Origin of the sequence: Citrobacter sp. Cb023, assembly GCF_030336805.1 — a bacterium.
In the GTDB taxonomy this organism is placed as follows: Bacteria; Pseudomonadota; Gammaproteobacteria; order Enterobacterales; family Enterobacteriaceae; genus Citrobacter; species Citrobacter braakii.
Genome location: NZ_JAOWCV010000041.1, coordinates 103759 through 121578 on the forward strand (window position 1 = coordinate 103759; position 17820 = coordinate 121578).

Consider the following 17820-nt stretch of genomic DNA (forward strand, 5'->3'; position numbering starts at 1 on the left):
CAGTTGGTAGAGCACGACCTTGCCAAGGTCGGGGTCGCGAGTTCGAGTCTCGTTTCCCGCTCCAAAATTTGAAAGTGCTTGTAAAGCACAGACCACCAATCGCAGAATTTCGAATTGCGACAAGGCGGCAACTGAATGAGTCCTTAGAAGCTTACCGAAGTAAGTGACTTAGGCGAATGAAGGCAGCCAACGCAGTAGTGGTTCGAAAGACGAAGATTAAGCGGGAATAGCTCAGTTGGTAGAGCACGACCTTGCCAAGGTCGGGGTCGCGAGTTCGAGTCTCGTTTCCCGCTCCAAAATTTGAAAGTGCTTATGTCTACAAAGCACAGACACACCCAAGCGGGAATAGCTCAGTTGGTAGAGCACGACCTTGCCAAGGTCGGGGTCGCGAGTTCGAGTCTCGTTTCCCGCTCCAAATTCTTACCCCAATAAAAATATCCACAGCGAATAAATACGTTGGGGACGTTTTGTTTCGTCATTGACATACTCTTGTAAACAGACTTATCCACAGGTTCGGGTATTATTCCTGGATTGCAAAAAACTTAGTCGGGTGAATAGTATCATTTTAACTCTTTGAAAATATTGAATTAATTATCATTTCAAATTGTTAATGCGATCACTTGACGATTTTTTCCCTCTTGAATATCAATGTGTTTTTATTTTTATACACAAGCTGTGGATGACTTAAGCGTCACGCGGCAGACCCTTTTCAATGACCCTGACCAAACGTTGTTTCTTCGGTAACTGCACTTCAACTACGCAGGCATTTCGCTTCTCGATTTGCTGAGCAACCGCCCATTCTATGTGTTCGTCGAGAAGTGGGTGCTCACCTCTGCGACTTTCCAGCGCGTGAATAATGGCTTCATCCCATGGGGCATTACCCAGCGCAACGGCGATATTTCGCAGCCAGCGCAGGTGGCCAATACGACGAATAGCAGACCCCTCCGTGACTTTTAAAAACCACGCTTCGCTCCAGCTAAACAGCTCTATTAACTCTGGAGCATGAAGTTGTTTGCGTGGGTTGAAGTCATCCTCTGTCGTCAACTGCGAGTATCGGTTCCACGGGCAAATGAGCTGGCAATCATCGCAGCCGTAAATTCGATTCCCCAACAGGGGACGAAATTCTTCCGGGATCGCGCCTTCCAGTTCGATAGTGAGATAAGAGATACAGCGGCGCGCATCTACCGTGTAGGGTTCAACGATGGCCCCGGTGGGACAGATGGTCATACAGGCGACGCATTTCCCGCATCCTTCTTCTACTGGGTTGTCGACCGGCAGGGGCAAATCGATCAGTAATTCCCCGAGAAAGAAAAATGAACCAGCTTCGCGATTGAGGATAAGTGAGTGCTTACCTGTCCAGCCAAGCCCGGCTTTTTCCGCTAATGGACGCTCAAGAATGGGCGCAGAATCGACAAAAGGTCTAAAATTCAGCGAAACGCAGTGCTGTTGAATCCTCTCTCCCAGCTTTTTTAAGCGGTTACGCAGCAGTTTATGGTAGTCGCGCCCAAGCGCGTAACGGCTGACGTAACCCAGAGTGGGGTTTTTCAACGTGCTGGCAAAGGCCGCATTGGCAGGAAGATAGTTCATACGTACGCTGATGACACGTAACGTACCGGGTAATAATTCGTGAGGTCGGGCGCGCATCATGCCGTGACGGGCCATCCAGTCCATCTCGCCGTGATAGTGTTTATCCAGCCAGGCCTGCAGTTTGGGCTCCGCTTCGCTGAGGTCGGTATCGGCAATACCGACCTGCTGAAAGCCAAGCTCCAGCCCCCACTGCTTAATATTTTGCGCTAACTGATTGAGATCGAGGGGCTCTGACATGACGGACCATACAATGAAGAAAAACCCCGCAAGTATACCACACTCCATTTGGCACGCCGATGACATCAGGCGGATGGAGCGAGAGGCGGCAGACAGTTTAGGACTGACGTTGTACGAGCTGATGCAACGGGCGGGAGAGGCGGCGTTTCAGGTCACCCGCGAGACATATCCAAACGCTCAGCACTGGCTGGTGCTATGTGGTCATGGCAACAACGGTGGTGATGGTTACGTGGTGGCAAGGCTTGCCAAAGCTCAGGGGCTTGATATTACGTTGCTGGCGCAGGAGAGTGATAAAGCGCTCCCCGAGGAAGCACAGCAGGCGCGCGACGCCTGGCTTAACGCCGGTGGCGTCATTCATGCTGCGGATATCAATTGGCCAGATCGCGTGGACGTCATTATTGATGCGCTGTCAGGCACGGGCTTAAAACACGCGCCGCGTGAGCCTCTCTCGGCATTGATCGAACGTGCCAATCACCATCCTGCCCCTGTCGTGGCGATAGACATTCCATCCGGCCTGCTGGCGCAGACGGGCGCGGCGCCGGGTGCGGTTATCAATGCTGCGCACACCGTGACCTTTATTGCGTTAAAGCCTGGTCTGCTAACCGGTAAAGCGCGCGATGTCACCGGACGCCTGCATGTTAACGCACTCGGACTGGACGACTGGCTGGCGGGACAGAACGCGCCGCTGCAACGGTTTGATGCTCAACAGCTTGTACACTGGTTAACGCCGCGTCGACCCACCTCGCACAAAGGCTCCCACGGTCGGCTGGTGATCATCGGTGGTGACCACGGCACGGCTGGCGCAATACGCATGGCCGGTGAAGCGGCGCTGCGTGCAGGAGCCGGGTTGGTCAAAGTGCTAACCCGAAGTGAAAATATTGCGCCTATTCTGACTGCCAGACCGGAACTGATGGTCGATGCGCTGACGCCGCAGACTCTGGAAGAGAGCCTGGCGTGGGCGGATGTTGTGGTGATAGGACCAGGGCTTGGTCAGCAGGAATGGGGTAAAAAAGCGCTGCAAAAGGTAGAGAATTTTCGCAAACCGATGCTCTGGGATGCGGATGCGCTGAACCTGCTGGCAATCAACCCTGATAAACGTCACAATCGCGTGATCACGCCGCATCCTGGTGAAGCCGCGCGACTTCTGGGCTGTTCCATTGCAGAAATTGAAGACGATCGATTACTTTGCGCACAACGTCTGGTAAAACGGTACGGAGGCGTCGTCGTGCTGAAAGGCGCGGGTACGGTTGTTGCTGCCGAACAGGCCGAATTGGGTATTATTGATACCGGCAATGCTGGAATGGCCAGCGGCGGAATGGGTGATGTGCTTTCCGGTATTATTGGCGCATTGCTCGGACAGAAGCTTACCCCGTATGATGCGGCATGTGCGGGATGTGTCGCACACGGTGCGGCGGCGGATGTGCTGGCGGCGCGTTTTGGTACGCGCGGCATGCTGGCGACAGATCTCTTTACCACGCTACAGCGTATTGTTAACCCTGATGTGATTGACGTTTATCATGATGAATCGAGTAATTCCACTACCTGATGAGCAGGCGACTTTAGACCTGGGACTGCGGGTAGCCAAAGCCTGTGATGGCGCGACGGTAATTTATTTGTACGGCGACCTGGGGGCGGGTAAAACCACTTTCAGCCGGGGATTCCTGCAGGCGTTAGGTCACAAAGGAAATGTAAAAAGCCCTACCTATACGCTGGTTGAACCCTATTCGCTCGATAATTTGATGGTATATCACTTCGATCTGTACCGACTTGCGGACCCAGAGGAGCTGGAATTTATGGGGATCCGCGATTATTTTGCCAATGACGCCATCTGCCTGGTGGAATGGCCGCAACAAGGTAAAGGTGTACTGCCAGACCCGGACGTCGAAATACACATTGAATATCAGGCGCAAGGTCGAGAGGCGCGCATAAGCGCAGTCTCCTCATCGGGTGATTTATTGCTGGCGCGTTTAGCCGATTAACCTTAAGGGTGGCGGGATGATTTATCGCATCAGAAACTGGCTGATGGCAACACTGGTCCTGCTGTGCGCGCAGGCAGGGGCCGCCAGCCTCTCCGATCTTCAGGTGTCCAATGGCGATCAACAAGCGCGGATTACGCTGAGCTTTATTGGCGATCCTGAATACGCAGTTTCGCAGGACGGGAAACGAACCGTCGCGTTGGATATTAAACAAACCGGTGTGATTCAGGGGTTACCGCTGCTGTTTAGCGGCAATAATCTGGTGAAATCTATCCGTTCCGGCACGCCAAAAGATGCGCAGTCTCTGCGCCTGGTTGTGGATTTAACCGAGAACGGCAAAGCCGAAGCCGTAAAACGCCAGAACGGCGGCAATTATACCGTCGTGTTTACCATCAAAGCTGATGCGCCACCGCCGCCTCCACCACCTCCAGTGGTTGCGAAGCGTGTTGAAGCGCCGGTTATCGCCCCGCGCCCTGCCGAGCCTGCGCGTAATCCGTTTAAAGCGGAAAACGATCGCACCACGATGGTAACCAACAGTAATACCTCCACACGACCTGCGGCGCGCGCCAGTACCAGTAACGGCGAAAAAGTAGTTATCGCCATTGATGCCGGACACGGCGGGCAGGATCCTGGCGCTATTGGTCCCGGTGGCACACGTGAGAAAAACGTCACTATTGCCGTAGCGCGCAAACTGCGCAGTTTGCTCAATGATGACCCGATGTTTAAAGGCGTACTCACCCGTGATGGCGATTACTTTATCTCGGTGATGGGGCGTTCAGACGTTGCGCGTAAACAAAACGCCAACTTCCTGGTCTCTATTCATGCGGATGCTGCGCCAAACCGGGATGCCACTGGTGCTTCCGTCTGGGTACTGTCAAACCGTCGGGCAAACAGTGAGATGGCCGGCTGGCTGGAACAGCACGAAAAGCAATCGGAACTGTTGGGTGGGGCGGGCGATGTTCTGGCAAACAGCCAGTCCGATCCTTATCTCAGCCAGGCCGTGTTGGATCTGCAGTTCGGTCATTCGCAACGCGTTGGGTATGATGTAGCGACCAGCATGATCGGCCAGTTAGAACGTATTGGCTCGATGCATAAGCGTCGTCCGGAACACGCCAGCCTTGGGGTATTACGTTCGCCTGATATCCCGTCAGTGCTGGTTGAAACCGGCTTTATCAGTAACAACAGCGAAGAACGTCTGTTGGCGAGTGATGACTACCAGCAGCAGCTGGCCGAGGCAATTTACAAAGGATTGCGTAACTATTTCCAGGCGCACCCGATGCAAACCGGGCCTCAAGGCACACCGGCGCAAACCGCGAGTGCGGTATCGCCTGGCAACACGTTAACAAATTAAGGATTAGCCATGCCGATTCAGGTTCTACCGCCACAGCTGGCGAACCAGATTGCCGCAGGCGAGGTGGTAGAACGGCCTGCGTCAGTGGTGAAGGAGCTGGTGGAAAACAGTATTGATGCTGGTGCGACGCGCATTGATATTGATGTTGAGCGCGGCGGCGCGAAGCTTATCCGTATTCGTGACAACGGCTGCGGGATTAAAAAAGACGAGCTGGCGCTGGCGCTGGCGCGTCATGCCACCAGTAAAATTTCCTCGCTTGACGATCTCGAAGCCATCGTGAGCCTCGGGTTTCGCGGCGAAGCGCTGGCCAGTATCAGCTCCGTTTCTCGTTTAACCCTGACGTCGCGTACGCAAGAACAACCTGAAGCCTGGCAAGCCTATGCCGAAGGGCGCGACATGGATGTGACGGTTAAACCCGCTGCGCATCCGGTGGGAACCACGCTGGAGGTGTTAGATCTGTTCTACAACACCCCGGCGCGGCGCAAGTTTATGCGCACCGAGAAAACGGAATTTAATCATATCGACGAAATAATCCGCCGCATTGCGCTGGCACGTTTTGATGTGACGATTAATTTGTCGCACAACGGCAAAGTGGTGCGTCAGTACCGGGCAGTGGCCGCGGATGGGCAGCAGGAGCGCCGACTGGGCGCGATTTGCGGCACGCCGTTTCTGGAACATGCGCTGGCGATTGAATGGCAGCATGGCGATTTAACGCTGCGCGGCTGGGTGGCCGATCCTAACCACACGACGACGGCGCTGGCGGAAATCCAGTACTGCTATGTGAATGGCCGGATGATGCGCGACCGGTTGATCAACCATGCTATCCGCCAGGCCTGTGAAGATAAGCTGGGAGCCGATCAGCAGCCCGCTTTTGTGCTGTATCTGGAAATCGACCCGCATCAGGTGGATGTTAACGTACATCCCGCCAAACATGAGGTCCGTTTTCATCAATCACGCCTGGTGCATGATTTTATTTACCAGGGCGTGTTGAGCGTCCTGCAACAGCAGCTTGAAACGCCGCTGCCGTTGGCTGATGACGACGAGCCCGCGCCAAGGCACATCCCAGAAAACCGCGTCGCGGCCGGGCGTAACCATTTTGCCGAACCGGCCCCGGCGCGTGAACCTGCGACACCGCGTTACTCAGCATCTGCTGGCGCTGGCAGCAGTGGTGGCCGTCAGATGGGGGCCAGTTGGCCTCATGCCCAGCCTGGATATCAAAAGCAGCAGGGTGAGATTTATCAGCAACTGCTACAGACGCCGGTTCCGCCGCGTAAAACGCCGGTTTCTGAAACGCCATCAGCACCTCTGACCGGCAACAGCCAGGGCTTTGGGCGGGTGCTAACCATTGTCGGTACGGACTGCGCATTACTCGAATGCAATGGTCATATTCGGTTGCTGGCATTGCCGGTGGCGGAACGTTGGCTACGTCAGGCGCAGTTAACGCCGGACCAGGGCGTCGTTTGCGCTCAGCCGTTACTGATCCCTTTACGTCTAAAAGTGACCGCTGATGAAAAAGCGGCGCTGCAAAAAGGGCAGAGCCAACTGGCTGAGTTGGGTATTGAATTTCAACTGGATGCACAGCATGTGACCATCCGGGCGGTGCCTTTACCCTTACGCCAACAAAATTTACAAATCTTGATTCCTGAACTGATAGGCTACCTGGCGCAGCAGTCCGAATTCGAACCGGGCAATATTGCACAGTGGATTGCACGTAATCTGATTAGCGAGCATCCGCAGTGGAGCATGGCTCAGGCGATTACGCTGTTAGCGGATGTTGAGCGGCTTTGCCCACAACTCGTGAAGGCGCCGCCGGGTGGTTTGTTACAACCTGTTGATTTACATTCGGTAATGAATGCCCTGAAACATGAGTGATACCCGTAAGGCGAGCCTGCCAAAGGCGATTTTTTTGATGGGGCCGACGGCCTCCGGTAAAACGGCACTGGCAATTGAATTGCGTAAAGTTTTGCCTGTAGAGTTGATAAGCGTTGATTCCGCCCTTATTTACAAGGGGATGGATATCGGTACAGCCAAGCCTGATGCAGATGAATTACAGGCCGCGCCGCACCGGTTGCTGGATATCCGCGATCCGTCCCAGGCGTACTCTGCTGCGGATTTTCGCCGCGATGCGTTAGCCGAGATGGGCGATATCACCGCCGCGGGGCGTATTCCGCTGCTGGTGGGCGGCACAATGTTATATTTCAAAGCCTTGCTTGAAGGGCTGTCGCCGTTACCGTCGGCAGATCCGGAAGTCAGGGCCAGAATTGAGCAGCAGGCGGCAGAGCATGGGTGGGACGCGTTACACCGACAGCTTCAGGAAATAGATCCGGTGGCTGCGGCGCGTATTCATCCAAATGATCCGCAAAGACTTTCCCGGGCACTGGAAGTTTTTTTCATTTCGGGTAAAACTTTAACGGAGCTGACGCAAACGTCAGGAGATGCTTTGCCGTATCAGGTGCATCAGTTTGCTATCGCCCCGGCGAGCCGTGAACTGCTCCATCAGCGAATTGAGCAGCGTTTTCATCAGATGTTGGCTTCAGGTTTTGAAGCAGAAGTCCGGGCGCTATTTGCCCGTGGAGATTTGCATACGGATTTGCCTTCCATTCGTTGTGTAGGGTATCGCCAGATGTGGTCATACATTGAAGGCGAAATTTCATACGATGAAATGGTTTATAGAGGTGTTTGCGCCACGAGGCAGTTGGCGAAACGACAGGTAACCTGGTTGCGTGGTTGGGAAGGGGTGCACTGGCTTGACAGTGAAAAGCCTGACCAGGCGCGAAACGAAGTATTACAGGTTGTTGGTGCTATCGCGAACTGAATGTGTACAATTGAAACGTATCGTGCGCAATTTTTCAGAATCGAAAGGTTCAAAGTACAAATAAGCATATAAGGAAAAGAGAGAATGGCTAAGGGGCAATCTTTACAAGATCCGTTCCTGAACGCACTGCGTCGGGAACGTGTTCCAGTTTCTATTTATTTGGTGAATGGTATTAAGCTGCAAGGTCAAATCGAGTCTTTTGATCAGTTCGTGATCCTGTTGAAAAACACGGTCAGCCAGATGGTTTATAAGCACGCGATTTCTACTGTTGTCCCGTCTCGCCCGGTTTCTCATCACAGCAATAATGCCACCGGCGGCACTGGCAGCAACTACCATCACGGTAGCAACGCGCAAGGTTCATCTGCGCAACAGGACAGCGAAGAAACCGAATAAGGTTGTTAGCTGTTTTACACACGGGGAGCCAGCGATCCTGCGTTCCCCGTTGATATATATTAAGGGGTTGACGCTTGTTTGACCGTTATGATGCCGGTGAGCAGGCGGTACTGGTACACATCTATTTTTCGCAAGACAAAGATATGGAAGACCTCCAGGAGTTTGAATCTCTGGTTTCTTCCGCCGGTGTCGAAGCAATGCAGGTGATTACCGGGAGCCGTAAAGCACCGCACCCGAAGTATTTTGTTGGTGAAGGTAAGGCAATCGAAATTGCGGAAGCCGTAAAAGCGACTGGCGCTGCGGTGGTGATTTTTGATCATGCTCTAAGCCCCGCCCAGGAACGTAACCTGGAACAGTTGTGCCAGTGTCTTGTTATCGACAGGACAGGTCTTATTTTAGATATTTTTGCCCAGCGTGCGCGCACCCATGAGGGTAAGTTGCAGGTTGAGCTGGCGCAGTTGCGCCATATGGCTACTCGTCTGGTCCGTGGCTGGACCCACCTTGAAAGGCAAAAGGGCGGGATAGGTTTGCGCGGTCCGGGTGAAACCCAGCTCGAAACCGACCGTCGTTTGCTGCGTAATCGCATTTTGCAAATACAGTCGCGCCTGGAAAAAGTTGAAAAGCAACGTGAGCAGGGGCGACAGTCGCGCAAGAAAGCGGATGTCCCAACCGTATCACTGGTGGGATATACCAACGCCGGAAAATCCACCCTGTTCAACCAGATCACCGAAGCCCGGGTTTACGCAGCGGATCAGCTGTTTGCGACCCTGGACCCAACGCTGCGCCGTATAGACGTAGCGGACGTCGGTGAAACCGTGCTGGCGGATACCGTAGGGTTTATCCGTCATTTGCCGCACGACCTGGTGGCGGCGTTTAAAGCCACCCTGCAGGAAACGCGTCAGGCGACATTGCTGCTGCATGTTATTGATGCTGCAGATTTTCGTGTGCAGGAAAACATCGAGGCCGTCGACACGGTGCTCGAAGAGATCGATGCGCATGAGATCCCGACTCTGCTGGTGATGAATAAAATCGATATGCTGGATGATTTTGAACCACGTATCGACAGAGATGAAGAGAATAAACCCATTCGCGTTTGGGTTTCAGCGCAAACGGGAATAGGTATACCACAGCTTTTTCAGGCTTTGACTGAGCGACTTTCCGGTGAGGTGGCGCAGCATACGTTGCGTTTGCCGCCGCAGGAAGGGCGTCTGAGAAGCCGGTTTTACCAACTTCAGGCAATAGAAAGAGAGTGGATGGAGGAGGACGGCAGCGTAGGTCTGCAGGTTCGTATGCCGATCGTAGACTGGCGTCGCCTCTGTAAACAAGAACCGGCACTGGAAGACTATATTGTCTGACCTGACGGATATGGCCTGAAGATTTTTTCGCCTCTATACCTTGTGGGTTTTGTGCAGCATGAAGGTGGCAAGTCCTGAAATCTTCAGGAGCATAGTCAACTATGTGACTGAGATTAAGGGGCGTAGCCAACGCATCGGCAGCGCAAAATACGCAGGTATAGCATCGCATAACAAATATGGAGCACAAAAATGGCGTGGAATCAGCCCGGTAATAACGGACAAGACCGCGACCCGTGGGGAAGCAGCAAACCTGGCGGCAACCCTGAGGGAAATGGAAACAAAGGTGGTCGCGATCAGGGACCTCCCGATCTGGATGATATCTTCCGCAAACTGAGTAAAAAGCTCGGTGGTCTGGGTGGCGGTAAAGGTGCTGGTTCTGGCGGCGGTAGCTCATCGCAAGGCCCGCGTCCGCAATTGGGTGGTCGAGTTTTTACTATCGCAGCGGCAGCTATCGTCATTATCTGGGCGGCCAGCGGTTTCTACACCATTAAAGAAGCGGAACGCGGCGTGGTGACACGCTTCGGTAAATTCAGCCATTTGGTTGAACCGGGTCTGAACTGGAAACCGACCTTTGTCGACGAAGTGACCCCGGTCAACGTGGAAGCCGTGCGTGAACTTGCCGCATCCGGCGTGATGCTGACCTCTGACGAAAACGTCGTACGCGTTGAAATGAACGTGCAGTACCGCGTGACCGATCCGCAGCGTTACCTGTTTAGCGTAACCAGCGCGGATGACAGTCTGCGTCAGGCAACCGACAGCGCCCTGCGTGGGGTTATCGGTAAATACACCATGGACCGTATCCTGACCGAAGGGCGTACCGTTATTCGTAGCGATACCCAGCGTGAACTGGAAGAAACGATCCGTCCGTACAACATGGGTATCACCCTGCTGGACGTCAACTTCCAGGCAGCACGTCCGCCGGAAGAAGTAAAAGCCGCGTTTGACGATGCCATTGCAGCACGTGAAAACGAGCAGCAGTACATCCGTGAAGCAGAAGCGTACACCAACGAAGTTCAGCCACGTGCTAACGGTCAGGCGCAGCGTATTCTGGAAGAAGCGCGTGCTTACAAAACGCGAACCATCCTGGAAGCACAGGGTGAAGTGGCTCGTTTCGCAAAAATTCTGCCGGAATATAAAGCCGCACCGCAAATTACTCGCGAGCGTCTGTATATCGAAACCATGGAAAAAGTGCTGAGCAATACCCGCAAAGTCCTGGTTAACGATAAGGGCAGCAATCTGATGGTTCTGCCGCTGGATCAAATGCTGAAAGGCGGTAGTGCGCCAGCAGCAAAGAGTGACAGCAGTTCAAACCTGCTGCGTCTGCCGCCAGCAACGACGTCCGGCACTGGAGCAAGCAATACCTCGTCCACCAGTCAGGGCGATATTATGGACCAACGCCGCGCGAACGCGCAGCGTAACGACTACCAGCGTCAGGGGGAATAACGATGCGTAAGTCAGTTATTGCGATTATCATCATCGTTCTGGTAGTTCTGTTCATGTCTGTCTTTGTGGTCAAAGAAGGCGAGCGCGGGATTACTCTGCGCTTTGGTAAAGTTCTGCGTGACGATGAAAACAAGCCGCTGGTTGTTGCACCAGGCCTGCACTTCAAGATTCCGTTTATTGAATCTGTGAAGATGCTGGATGCGCGTATTCAGACCATGGACAACCAGGCCGATCGCTTTGTTACCAAAGAGAAGAAAGACCTGATCGTTGACTCCTACATTAAGTGGCGCATCAGTGACTTTAGCCGTTACTACCTGGCAACGGGCGGTGGCGATGTTTCTCAGGCAGAAGTCCTGCTGAAACGTAAGTTCTCTGACCGTCTGCGTTCTGAAATTGGTCGTCTGGACGTGAAAGACATCGTTACCGATTCCCGCGGTCGTCTGACGCTGGAAGTTCGTGATGCGCTGAACTCCGGTTCTGCTGGCACGGAAGATGAAGTCGCGACTCCGGCGGCAGATAGCGCGATTGCCGAAGCTGCTGAGCGTGTTCAGGCTGAAACAAACGGTAAAGTACCGGTCATCAACCCGAACAGTATGGCGGCATTGGGCATCGAAGTGGTTGACGTGCGTATCAAGCAAATCAACCTGCCTGCTGAAGTGTCTGAGGCTATCTACAACCGTATGCGCGCTGAGCGTGAAGCGGTAGCGCGTCGCCATCGTTCACAAGGTCAGGAAGAAGCGGAAAAACTGCGTGCCACGGCGGATTATGAAGTGACTAAAACGCTGGCAGAATCTGAGCGTCAAGGCCGCATCATGCGCGGTGAAGGCGATGCAGAAGCCGCTAAACTGTTTGCCGATGCGTTCAGCCAGGATCCTGACTTCTACGCCTTCATCCGTAGCCTGCGTGCTTACGAGAAGAGCTTCGAAGGCAACCAGGACGTGATGGTCATGAGCCCGGACAGCGATTTCTTCCGCTACATGAAGACACCGAGCACTACGACACGCTAATAAAGTTCCAGCGGTTTTAAACCAGCAAAACCACCGGCATCCCCAGGGATGCGGTGGTTTTCTTTTTATAAAAGGACGATGGATGAATTCAACAATTTTGCTGGCGCTCGCGCTGGTTTTGGTGCTGGAAGGCCTGGGCCCTATGCTTTATCCCCGCGCGTGGAAGAAAATGATTTCCGCAATGGCGCAACTTCCCGAAAATACTTTGCGTCGTTTTGGTGGAGGTCTTGTGGTTGCGGGCGTTGTGGTCTACTACATGTTGAGGAAAACGATTGGCTGATCAATAAGTAGCCTATTTTGCGGATTTTCGCATGCAAAAAGTGCTGTATATCTGAAAAAGCGGTGGTAGAATCCATTTTTAAGCAAACGGTGATTTTGAAAAATGGGTAACAACGTCGTCGTACTGGGCACCCAATGGGGTGACGAAGGTAAAGGGAAGATCGTCGATCTTCTGACTGAACGGGCTAAATATGTTGTGCGCTACCAGGGTGGTCACAACGCAGGCCATACTCTCGTAATCAACGGTGAAAAAACCGTCCTCCATCTTATTCCATCAGGTATTCTTCGCGAGAATGTCATCAGCATCATCGGTAACGGTGTTGTACTGTCTCCGTCCGCGCTGATGAAAGAAATGAAAGGACTGGAAGATCGTGGCATCCCGGTTCGCGAGCGCCTGCTGTTGTCTGAAGCTTGTCCGCTGATCCTTGATTATCACGTTGCGTTGGATAATGCTCGTGAGAAAGCGCGTGGCGAGAAAGCGATCGGTACTACCGGTCGTGGCATCGGTCCGGCTTATGAAGACAAAGTAGCTCGTCGCGGTCTGCGCGTTGGCGATCTGTTTGATAAAGCAACCTTCGCTGAAAAACTGAAAGAAGTGATGGAATATCACAACTTCCAACTGGTGAATTTCTATAAAGTTGAAGCAGTTGATTACCAGAAAGTGCTGGATGATGTGATGGCGATTGCCGACATCCTGACCTCTATGGTTGTTGATGTTTCCGATCTGCTGGACCAGGCGCGTAAGCGTGGCGATTTCGTCATGTTCGAAGGCGCACAGGGTACCCTGCTGGATATCGACCACGGTACCTATCCGTACGTAACGTCTTCCAACACCACCGCAGGTGGCGTGGCGACTGGTTCCGGCCTGGGTCCACGTTATGTGGATTACGTTCTGGGTATCATCAAAGCTTACTCTACACGTGTAGGCGCGGGTCCGTTCCCGACTGAGCTGTTTGATGACGTTGGCGAGTTCCTGTGCAAACAAGGTAACGAGTATGGCGCGACCACCGGTCGTCGTCGTCGCACCGGTTGGCTGGACTCCGTTGCGGTACGCCGTGCAGTACAGATTAACTCCCTGTCTGGCTTCTGCCTGACCAAACTGGACGTACTGGACGGTTTGAAAGAGGTGAAAATCTGTGTCGCTTATCGTATGCCGGATGGCCGTGAAGTAACGACTACCCCGCTGGCTGCAGACGACTGGAAAGGTATCGAGCCGATCTACGAAACCATGCCGGGCTGGTCTGAATCCACCTTCGGTGTGAAGGAACGTAGCGGTCTGCCGCAGGCAGCACTGAACTACATCAAGCGTATTGAAGAACTGACCGGTGTGCCGATTGATATTATCTCAACTGGCCCAGACCGTACTGAAACCATGATCCTGCGCGACCCGTTCGACGCATAATTCTGGTTATAGCGTGGCGTCGAATGGCGCTGCGCTTGCACTATCTTAGGCCGGATGAGGCGCTTTGCATCATAATCCGGCTTAAAATCACGTAAGTTCCTCGCTTTTTTCCTTCCTGAACTGAAATAAATTAGCGACCTGGCTGGTGGCTGGTTTATCATCAATGTAATTAATACCACCAGGTTTATCCGTTTTATCCCTTTTCCTGAGGTTGATGTGCAGTTAACAAGTTTCACCGATTACGGATTACGTGCGCTAATCTACATGGCGTCACTTCCCGAAGGACGTATGACCAGTATTTCTGAGGTGACAGAAGTCTACGGCGTGTCCCGTAATCATATGGTCAAAATAATCAATCAACTTAGCCGTGCGGGCTTCGTTACTGCTATTCGAGGAAAAAATGGCGGTATCCGCCTGGGTAAACCAGCTAAGGATATTGGTATTGGTGATGTGGTTCGCGAGCTGGAACCACTATCGTTGGTCAATTGTAGCAGCGAGTTTTGCCACATTACCGCAGCCTGTCGACTTAAACAGGCGCTTTCTAAGGCAGTGCAAAGTTTTCTCACGGAACTGGACAACTACACACTTGCTGATTTGGTTGAAGAGAATCAACCGCTTTATAAATTATTGCTGGTGGAGTGACGAAAATCTTCATCAGAGCTGACAATGGAGGAACCTCGATGTCACAAGATCCTTTCCAGGAACGCGAAGCAGAAAAATACGCGAATCCTATCCCGAGCCGGGAATTTATCCTCGAACATTTAACTAAACGTGAAAAACCGGCCAACCGCGATGAGCTGGCCGCTGAACTCAACATTGAAGGTGAAGAGCAGCAAGAAGCGCTGCGTCGCCGCCTGCGCGCCATGGAGCGTGACGGGCAACTGGTCTTCACTCGTCGTCAGTGCTATGCGCTGCCGGAGCGTCTTGACCTGCTGAAAGGTACCGTTATTGGCCACCGTGATGGCTACGGCTTTCTGCGCGTTGAAGGCCGCAAAGATGACCTGTACCTGTCCAGCGAGCAGATGAAAACCTGTATTCATGGCGATCAGGTGTTGGCACAGCCGCTGGGCGCGGACCGTAAAGGTCGTCGCGAAGCGCGTATTGTGCGCGTACTGGTACCGAAAACCAGCCAGATTGTCGGTCGCTACTTCACCGACGCTGGCGTTGGGTTTGTCGTCCCTGACGACAGCCGCCTGAGCTTTGATATCCTGATCCCGCCGGAAGAGGTGATGGGTGCTCGTATGGGCTTTGTGGTCGTGGTTGAGCTGACCCAGCGTCCGACGCGTCGCACTAAAGCGGTGGGTAAAATTGTTGAAGTCCTGGGCGACAACATGGGAACCAGCATGGCCGTTGATATGGCGCTGCGTACTCATGAAATCCCGTATATCTGGCCTCAGGCGGTCGAAAAACAGGTCGCTGGCCTGAAAGAAGAAGTGCCGGAGGAAGCGAAAGCCGGACGTGTCGATCTGCGCTCCCTGCCGCTGGTCACTATCGATGGCGAAGATGCGCGTGACTTCGACGATGCGGTTTACTGCGAGAAGAAGCGCGGCGGCGGCTGGCGTTTATGGGTGGCGATTGCTGACGTAAGCTATTACGTTCGCCCGCCGACTCCGCTGGACCAGGAAGCGCGCAGCCGTGGCACATCCGTCTACTTCCCATCGCAGGTTGTTCCGATGCTACCGGAAGTGCTGTCTAACGGATTGTGTTCGCTCAACCCGCAGGTGGACAGGCTGTGTATGGTCTGTGAAATGACCATTTCGTCGAAAGGCCGCTTAACAGGCTTTAAATTCTACGAAGCGGTTATGAGCTCCCATGCGCGTCTGACCTACACCAAGGTCTGGCACATGCTGCAGGGCGATCAGGAACTGCGTGAGCAGTACGCGCCGTTGGTTAAACACATTGAAGAGCTGCATAACCTCTACAAAGTGCTGGATAAAGCGCGTGAAGAGCGTGGCGGTATCTCGTTTGAAAGTGAAGAAGCGAAGTTTATCTTCAATGCTGAACGCCGTATTGAGCGTATTGAGCAGACGCAGCGTAATGACGCGCACAAACTGATTGAAGAGTGCATGATCATGGCGAACATCTCAGCGGCGCGATTCGTTGAGAAAGCCAAAGAGCCGGCACTGTTCCGTATTCACGATAAGCCGACGACCGAAGCGATTAATTCGTTCCGTTCGGTGTTGGCGGAGCTGGGGCTGGAGCTGCCCGGCGGTAATAAACCCGAACCGCGTGATTACGCTGAACTGCTGGAGTCGATTGCTGACCGTCCTGACGCAGAAATGCTGCAAACTATGCTGCTGCGTTCAATGAAGCAGGCGATTTACGATCCGGAAAACCGCGGTCACTTTGGTCTTGCGTTGCAATCTTATGCTCACTTTACCTCGCCGATCCGTCGTTACCCGGATCTCTCCTTGCACCGGGCGATTAAGTATCTGCTGGCGCAGGAGCAGGGCCATAAAGGCAACACCACGGAAACGGGTGGCTACCATTATTCGATGGAAGAGATGCTGCAGCTGGGTCAACACTGTTCGATGGCCGAGCGCCGTGCTGACGAAGCCACACGCGACGTCTCTGACTGGCTGAAGTGCGACTTCATGCTGGATCAGGTAGGTAATATCTTCAAAGGCGTGATCGCCAGCGTTACCGGGTTTGGTTTCTTCGTCCGTCTTGATGAGCTGTTTATCGACGGTCTGGTGCATGTCTCCTCCCTGGATAACGACTACTATCGTTTTGACCAGGTTGGGCAGCGTCTGACGGGGGAATCCAGCGGTCAAATGTATCGCCTGGGCGATCGCGTGGAAGTTCGCGTGGAAGCGGTCAACATGGACGAGCGTAAAATCGACTTCAGTTTGATCTCCAGCGAACGTGCACCGCGCAATGAAGGTAAAACCGCGCGTGAAAAAGCGAAAAAAGGCGATGCGGGTAAAAATACCGGTAAGCGTCGTCAGATGGGCAAAAAAGTAAATTTCGAGCCGGATAGCGCTTTCCGCGGCGAGAAGAAAGGCAGAGCCAAACCTCAGGCGGATAAAAAAACGGCTGAGAAGAAAGGCGATAAAAAAGCGAAAAAGCCATCGGCAAAAACGCTTAAAATCGCTGCCGCCACTAAAGCTAAACGCGCGACGAAAAAGAAAGTCGCGCAATAACAGCCATAAACAGTAAGTCGGGCAACCTCGCGTTGCCCGCGTTACGCATAAACTATTAACGAGTACATTCATGAGTGAAATGATTTACGGCATCCATGCGGTGCAGGCTCTGCTGGAACGTGCGCCTGAGCGCTTCCAGGACGTCTTTATTCTCAAAGGTCGTGAAGATAAACGCCTGCTGCCGCTGATCCACGCACTGGAAGCACAGGGTGTTGTCATTCAGCTGGCTAACCGCCAGTTCCTGGATGAGAAAAGCGAGGGTGCGGTACATCAGGGAATTATTGCTCGCGTGAAGCCGGGTCGTCAGTATCAGGAAAACGATCTGCCGGATCTGATTGCTACGCTCGATCAGCCGTTCTTTTTGATCCTCGATGGTGTTACCGATCCGCATAACCTGGGGGCATGCCTGCGTAGCGCCGATGCTGCTGGCGTCCATGCTGTTATCGTACCGAAGGATCGTTCTGCGCAGTTGAATGCAACGGCGAAAAAAGTGGCTTGCGGCGCGGCAGAAAGCGTACCGCTGATCCGTGTGACCAACCTGGCGCGCACTATGCGTATGCTGCAGGAAGAGAATATCTGGATCGTCGGAACCGCAGGTGAAGCTGACCATACTCTCTACCAGAGCAAAATGACCGGACGTCTGGCGCTGGTGATGGGCGCAGAGGGTGAAGGTATGCGTCGTTTGACCCGCGAACACTGTGACGAACTGATCAGCATCCCGATGGCTGGGAGCGTTTCGTCGCTGAATGTTTCAGTTGCGACGGGCATCTGCCTGTTTGAGGCTGTACGCCAGCGCGGCTAAACTATCTCCCTCATTTCTCTCTTCTCTCAA

Annotated in this window: 15 protein-coding genes and 2 tRNA genes; 16 read left to right on the top strand and 1 reads right to left on the bottom strand. The window is 53.4% G+C overall.

The features are described 5' to 3' along the window. Window positions 1–220 precede the first annotated feature (220 nt). Together OGW44_RS25185 and OGW44_RS25190 are read left to right on the top strand one after the other, a co-directional pair. Window positions 221–296, top strand: a tRNA-Gly gene (locus OGW44_RS25185). A gap of 43 nt (window positions 297–339) precedes the next feature. Further along, window positions 340–415 (top strand) — tRNA-Gly (locus OGW44_RS25190). A gap of 269 nt (window positions 416–684) precedes the next feature. Here OGW44_RS25190 and queG read toward each other — a convergent pair. Continuing rightward, complete coding sequence (queG, locus tag OGW44_RS25195; protein ID WP_185654801.1) at window positions 685–1824, bottom strand: tRNA epoxyqueuosine(34) reductase QueG; 1140 nt, start codon at window positions 1822–1824, stop codon at window positions 685–687. Between queG and nnr the strand changes: the two genes are divergently transcribed. The 14 genes from nnr (at window position 1823) to rlmB (ending at window position 17790) form a co-directional block, all read left to right on the top strand. Next, window positions 1823–3370, top strand: coding sequence for a bifunctional ADP-dependent NAD(P)H-hydrate dehydratase/NAD(P)H-hydrate epimerase (gene nnr, locus OGW44_RS25200; RefSeq protein ID WP_094761028.1), 1548 nt, complete (start codon window positions 1823–1825; stop codon window positions 3368–3370). The two genes, queG and nnr, sit on opposite strands and share 2 nt — an antisense overlap. Next, the gene (tsaE, locus tag OGW44_RS25205) at window positions 3342–3803 is read left to right on the top strand and encodes a tRNA (adenosine(37)-N6)-threonylcarbamoyltransferase complex ATPase subunit type 1 TsaE (RefSeq protein WP_016151410.1); all 462 of its coding nucleotides are present in this window, start codon (window positions 3342–3344) and stop codon (window positions 3801–3803) included. The genes nnr and tsaE overlap by 29 nt, the downstream gene beginning before the upstream one ends. A gap of 16 nt (window positions 3804–3819) precedes the next feature. Then, complete coding sequence (gene amiB / locus OGW44_RS25210; RefSeq protein WP_019078199.1) at window positions 3820–5151, top strand: N-acetylmuramoyl-L-alanine amidase AmiB; 1332 nt, start codon at window positions 3820–3822, stop codon at window positions 5149–5151. Window positions 5152–5160: 9 nt separating this feature from the next. Further along, window positions 5161–7023: a DNA mismatch repair endonuclease MutL gene (mutL, locus tag OGW44_RS25215; protein ID WP_185654800.1), complete on the top strand. Its 1863-nt coding sequence runs from the start codon at window positions 5161–5163 to the stop codon at window positions 7021–7023. Continuing rightward, a complete protein-coding gene (miaA, locus tag OGW44_RS25220) occupies window positions 7016–7966 on the top strand; it encodes a tRNA (adenosine(37)-N6)-dimethylallyltransferase MiaA (protein ID WP_185654799.1) in 951 nt (316 codons plus the stop codon). The genes mutL and miaA overlap by 8 nt, the downstream gene beginning before the upstream one ends. Before the next feature lie 84 nt (window positions 7967–8050). Further along, window positions 8051–8359 carry an RNA chaperone Hfq gene (hfq, locus tag OGW44_RS25225; protein ID WP_003025584.1) on the top strand — a complete coding sequence of 103 codons (309 nt, stop codon included), beginning with the start codon at window positions 8051–8053 and terminating at the stop codon, window positions 8357–8359. A 74-nt stretch (window positions 8360–8433) separates the two neighbouring features. After that, window positions 8434–9714: a ribosome rescue GTPase HflX gene (gene hflX, locus OGW44_RS25230; RefSeq protein WP_016151415.1), complete on the top strand. Its 1281-nt coding sequence runs from the start codon at window positions 8434–8436 to the stop codon at window positions 9712–9714. Window positions 9715–9903: 189 nt separating this feature from the next. Continuing rightward, on the top strand, window positions 9904–11157 hold the full coding sequence (hflK, locus tag OGW44_RS25235; protein WP_016151416.1) for an FtsH protease activity modulator HflK: 1254 nt from the start codon (window positions 9904–9906) through the stop codon (window positions 11155–11157). 2 nt (window positions 11158–11159) lie between these two features. Further along, on the top strand, window positions 11160–12164 hold the full coding sequence (gene hflC / locus OGW44_RS25240; RefSeq protein ID WP_016155510.1) for a protease modulator HflC: 1005 nt from the start codon (window positions 11160–11162) through the stop codon (window positions 12162–12164). Between the two features lie 82 nt (window positions 12165–12246). Continuing rightward, the gene (locus tag OGW44_RS25245; RefSeq protein WP_019078201.1) at window positions 12247–12444 is read left to right on the top strand and encodes a DUF2065 domain-containing protein; all 198 of its coding nucleotides are present in this window, start codon (window positions 12247–12249) and stop codon (window positions 12442–12444) included. A gap of 102 nt (window positions 12445–12546) precedes the next feature. Then, window positions 12547–13845, top strand: coding sequence for an adenylosuccinate synthase (gene purA, locus OGW44_RS25250; protein WP_003025606.1), 1299 nt, complete (start codon window positions 12547–12549; stop codon window positions 13843–13845). A 216-nt stretch (window positions 13846–14061) separates the two neighbouring features. After that, on the top strand, window positions 14062–14487 hold the full coding sequence (gene nsrR / locus OGW44_RS25255) for a nitric oxide-sensing transcriptional repressor NsrR (RefSeq protein ID WP_185654798.1): 426 nt from the start codon (window positions 14062–14064) through the stop codon (window positions 14485–14487). A gap of 38 nt (window positions 14488–14525) precedes the next feature. Then, window positions 14526–16988 carry a ribonuclease R gene (gene rnr, locus OGW44_RS25260; RefSeq protein ID WP_185654797.1) on the top strand — a complete coding sequence of 821 codons (2463 nt, stop codon included), beginning with the start codon at window positions 14526–14528 and terminating at the stop codon, window positions 16986–16988. Window positions 16989–17058: 70 nt separating this feature from the next. Continuing rightward, window positions 17059–17790, top strand: a complete 732-nt coding sequence (rlmB, locus tag OGW44_RS25265; protein ID WP_003830482.1) for a 23S rRNA (guanosine(2251)-2'-O)-methyltransferase RlmB — start codon at window positions 17059–17061, stop codon at window positions 17788–17790. The last annotated feature ends 30 nt before the right edge of the window (window positions 17791–17820 follow it).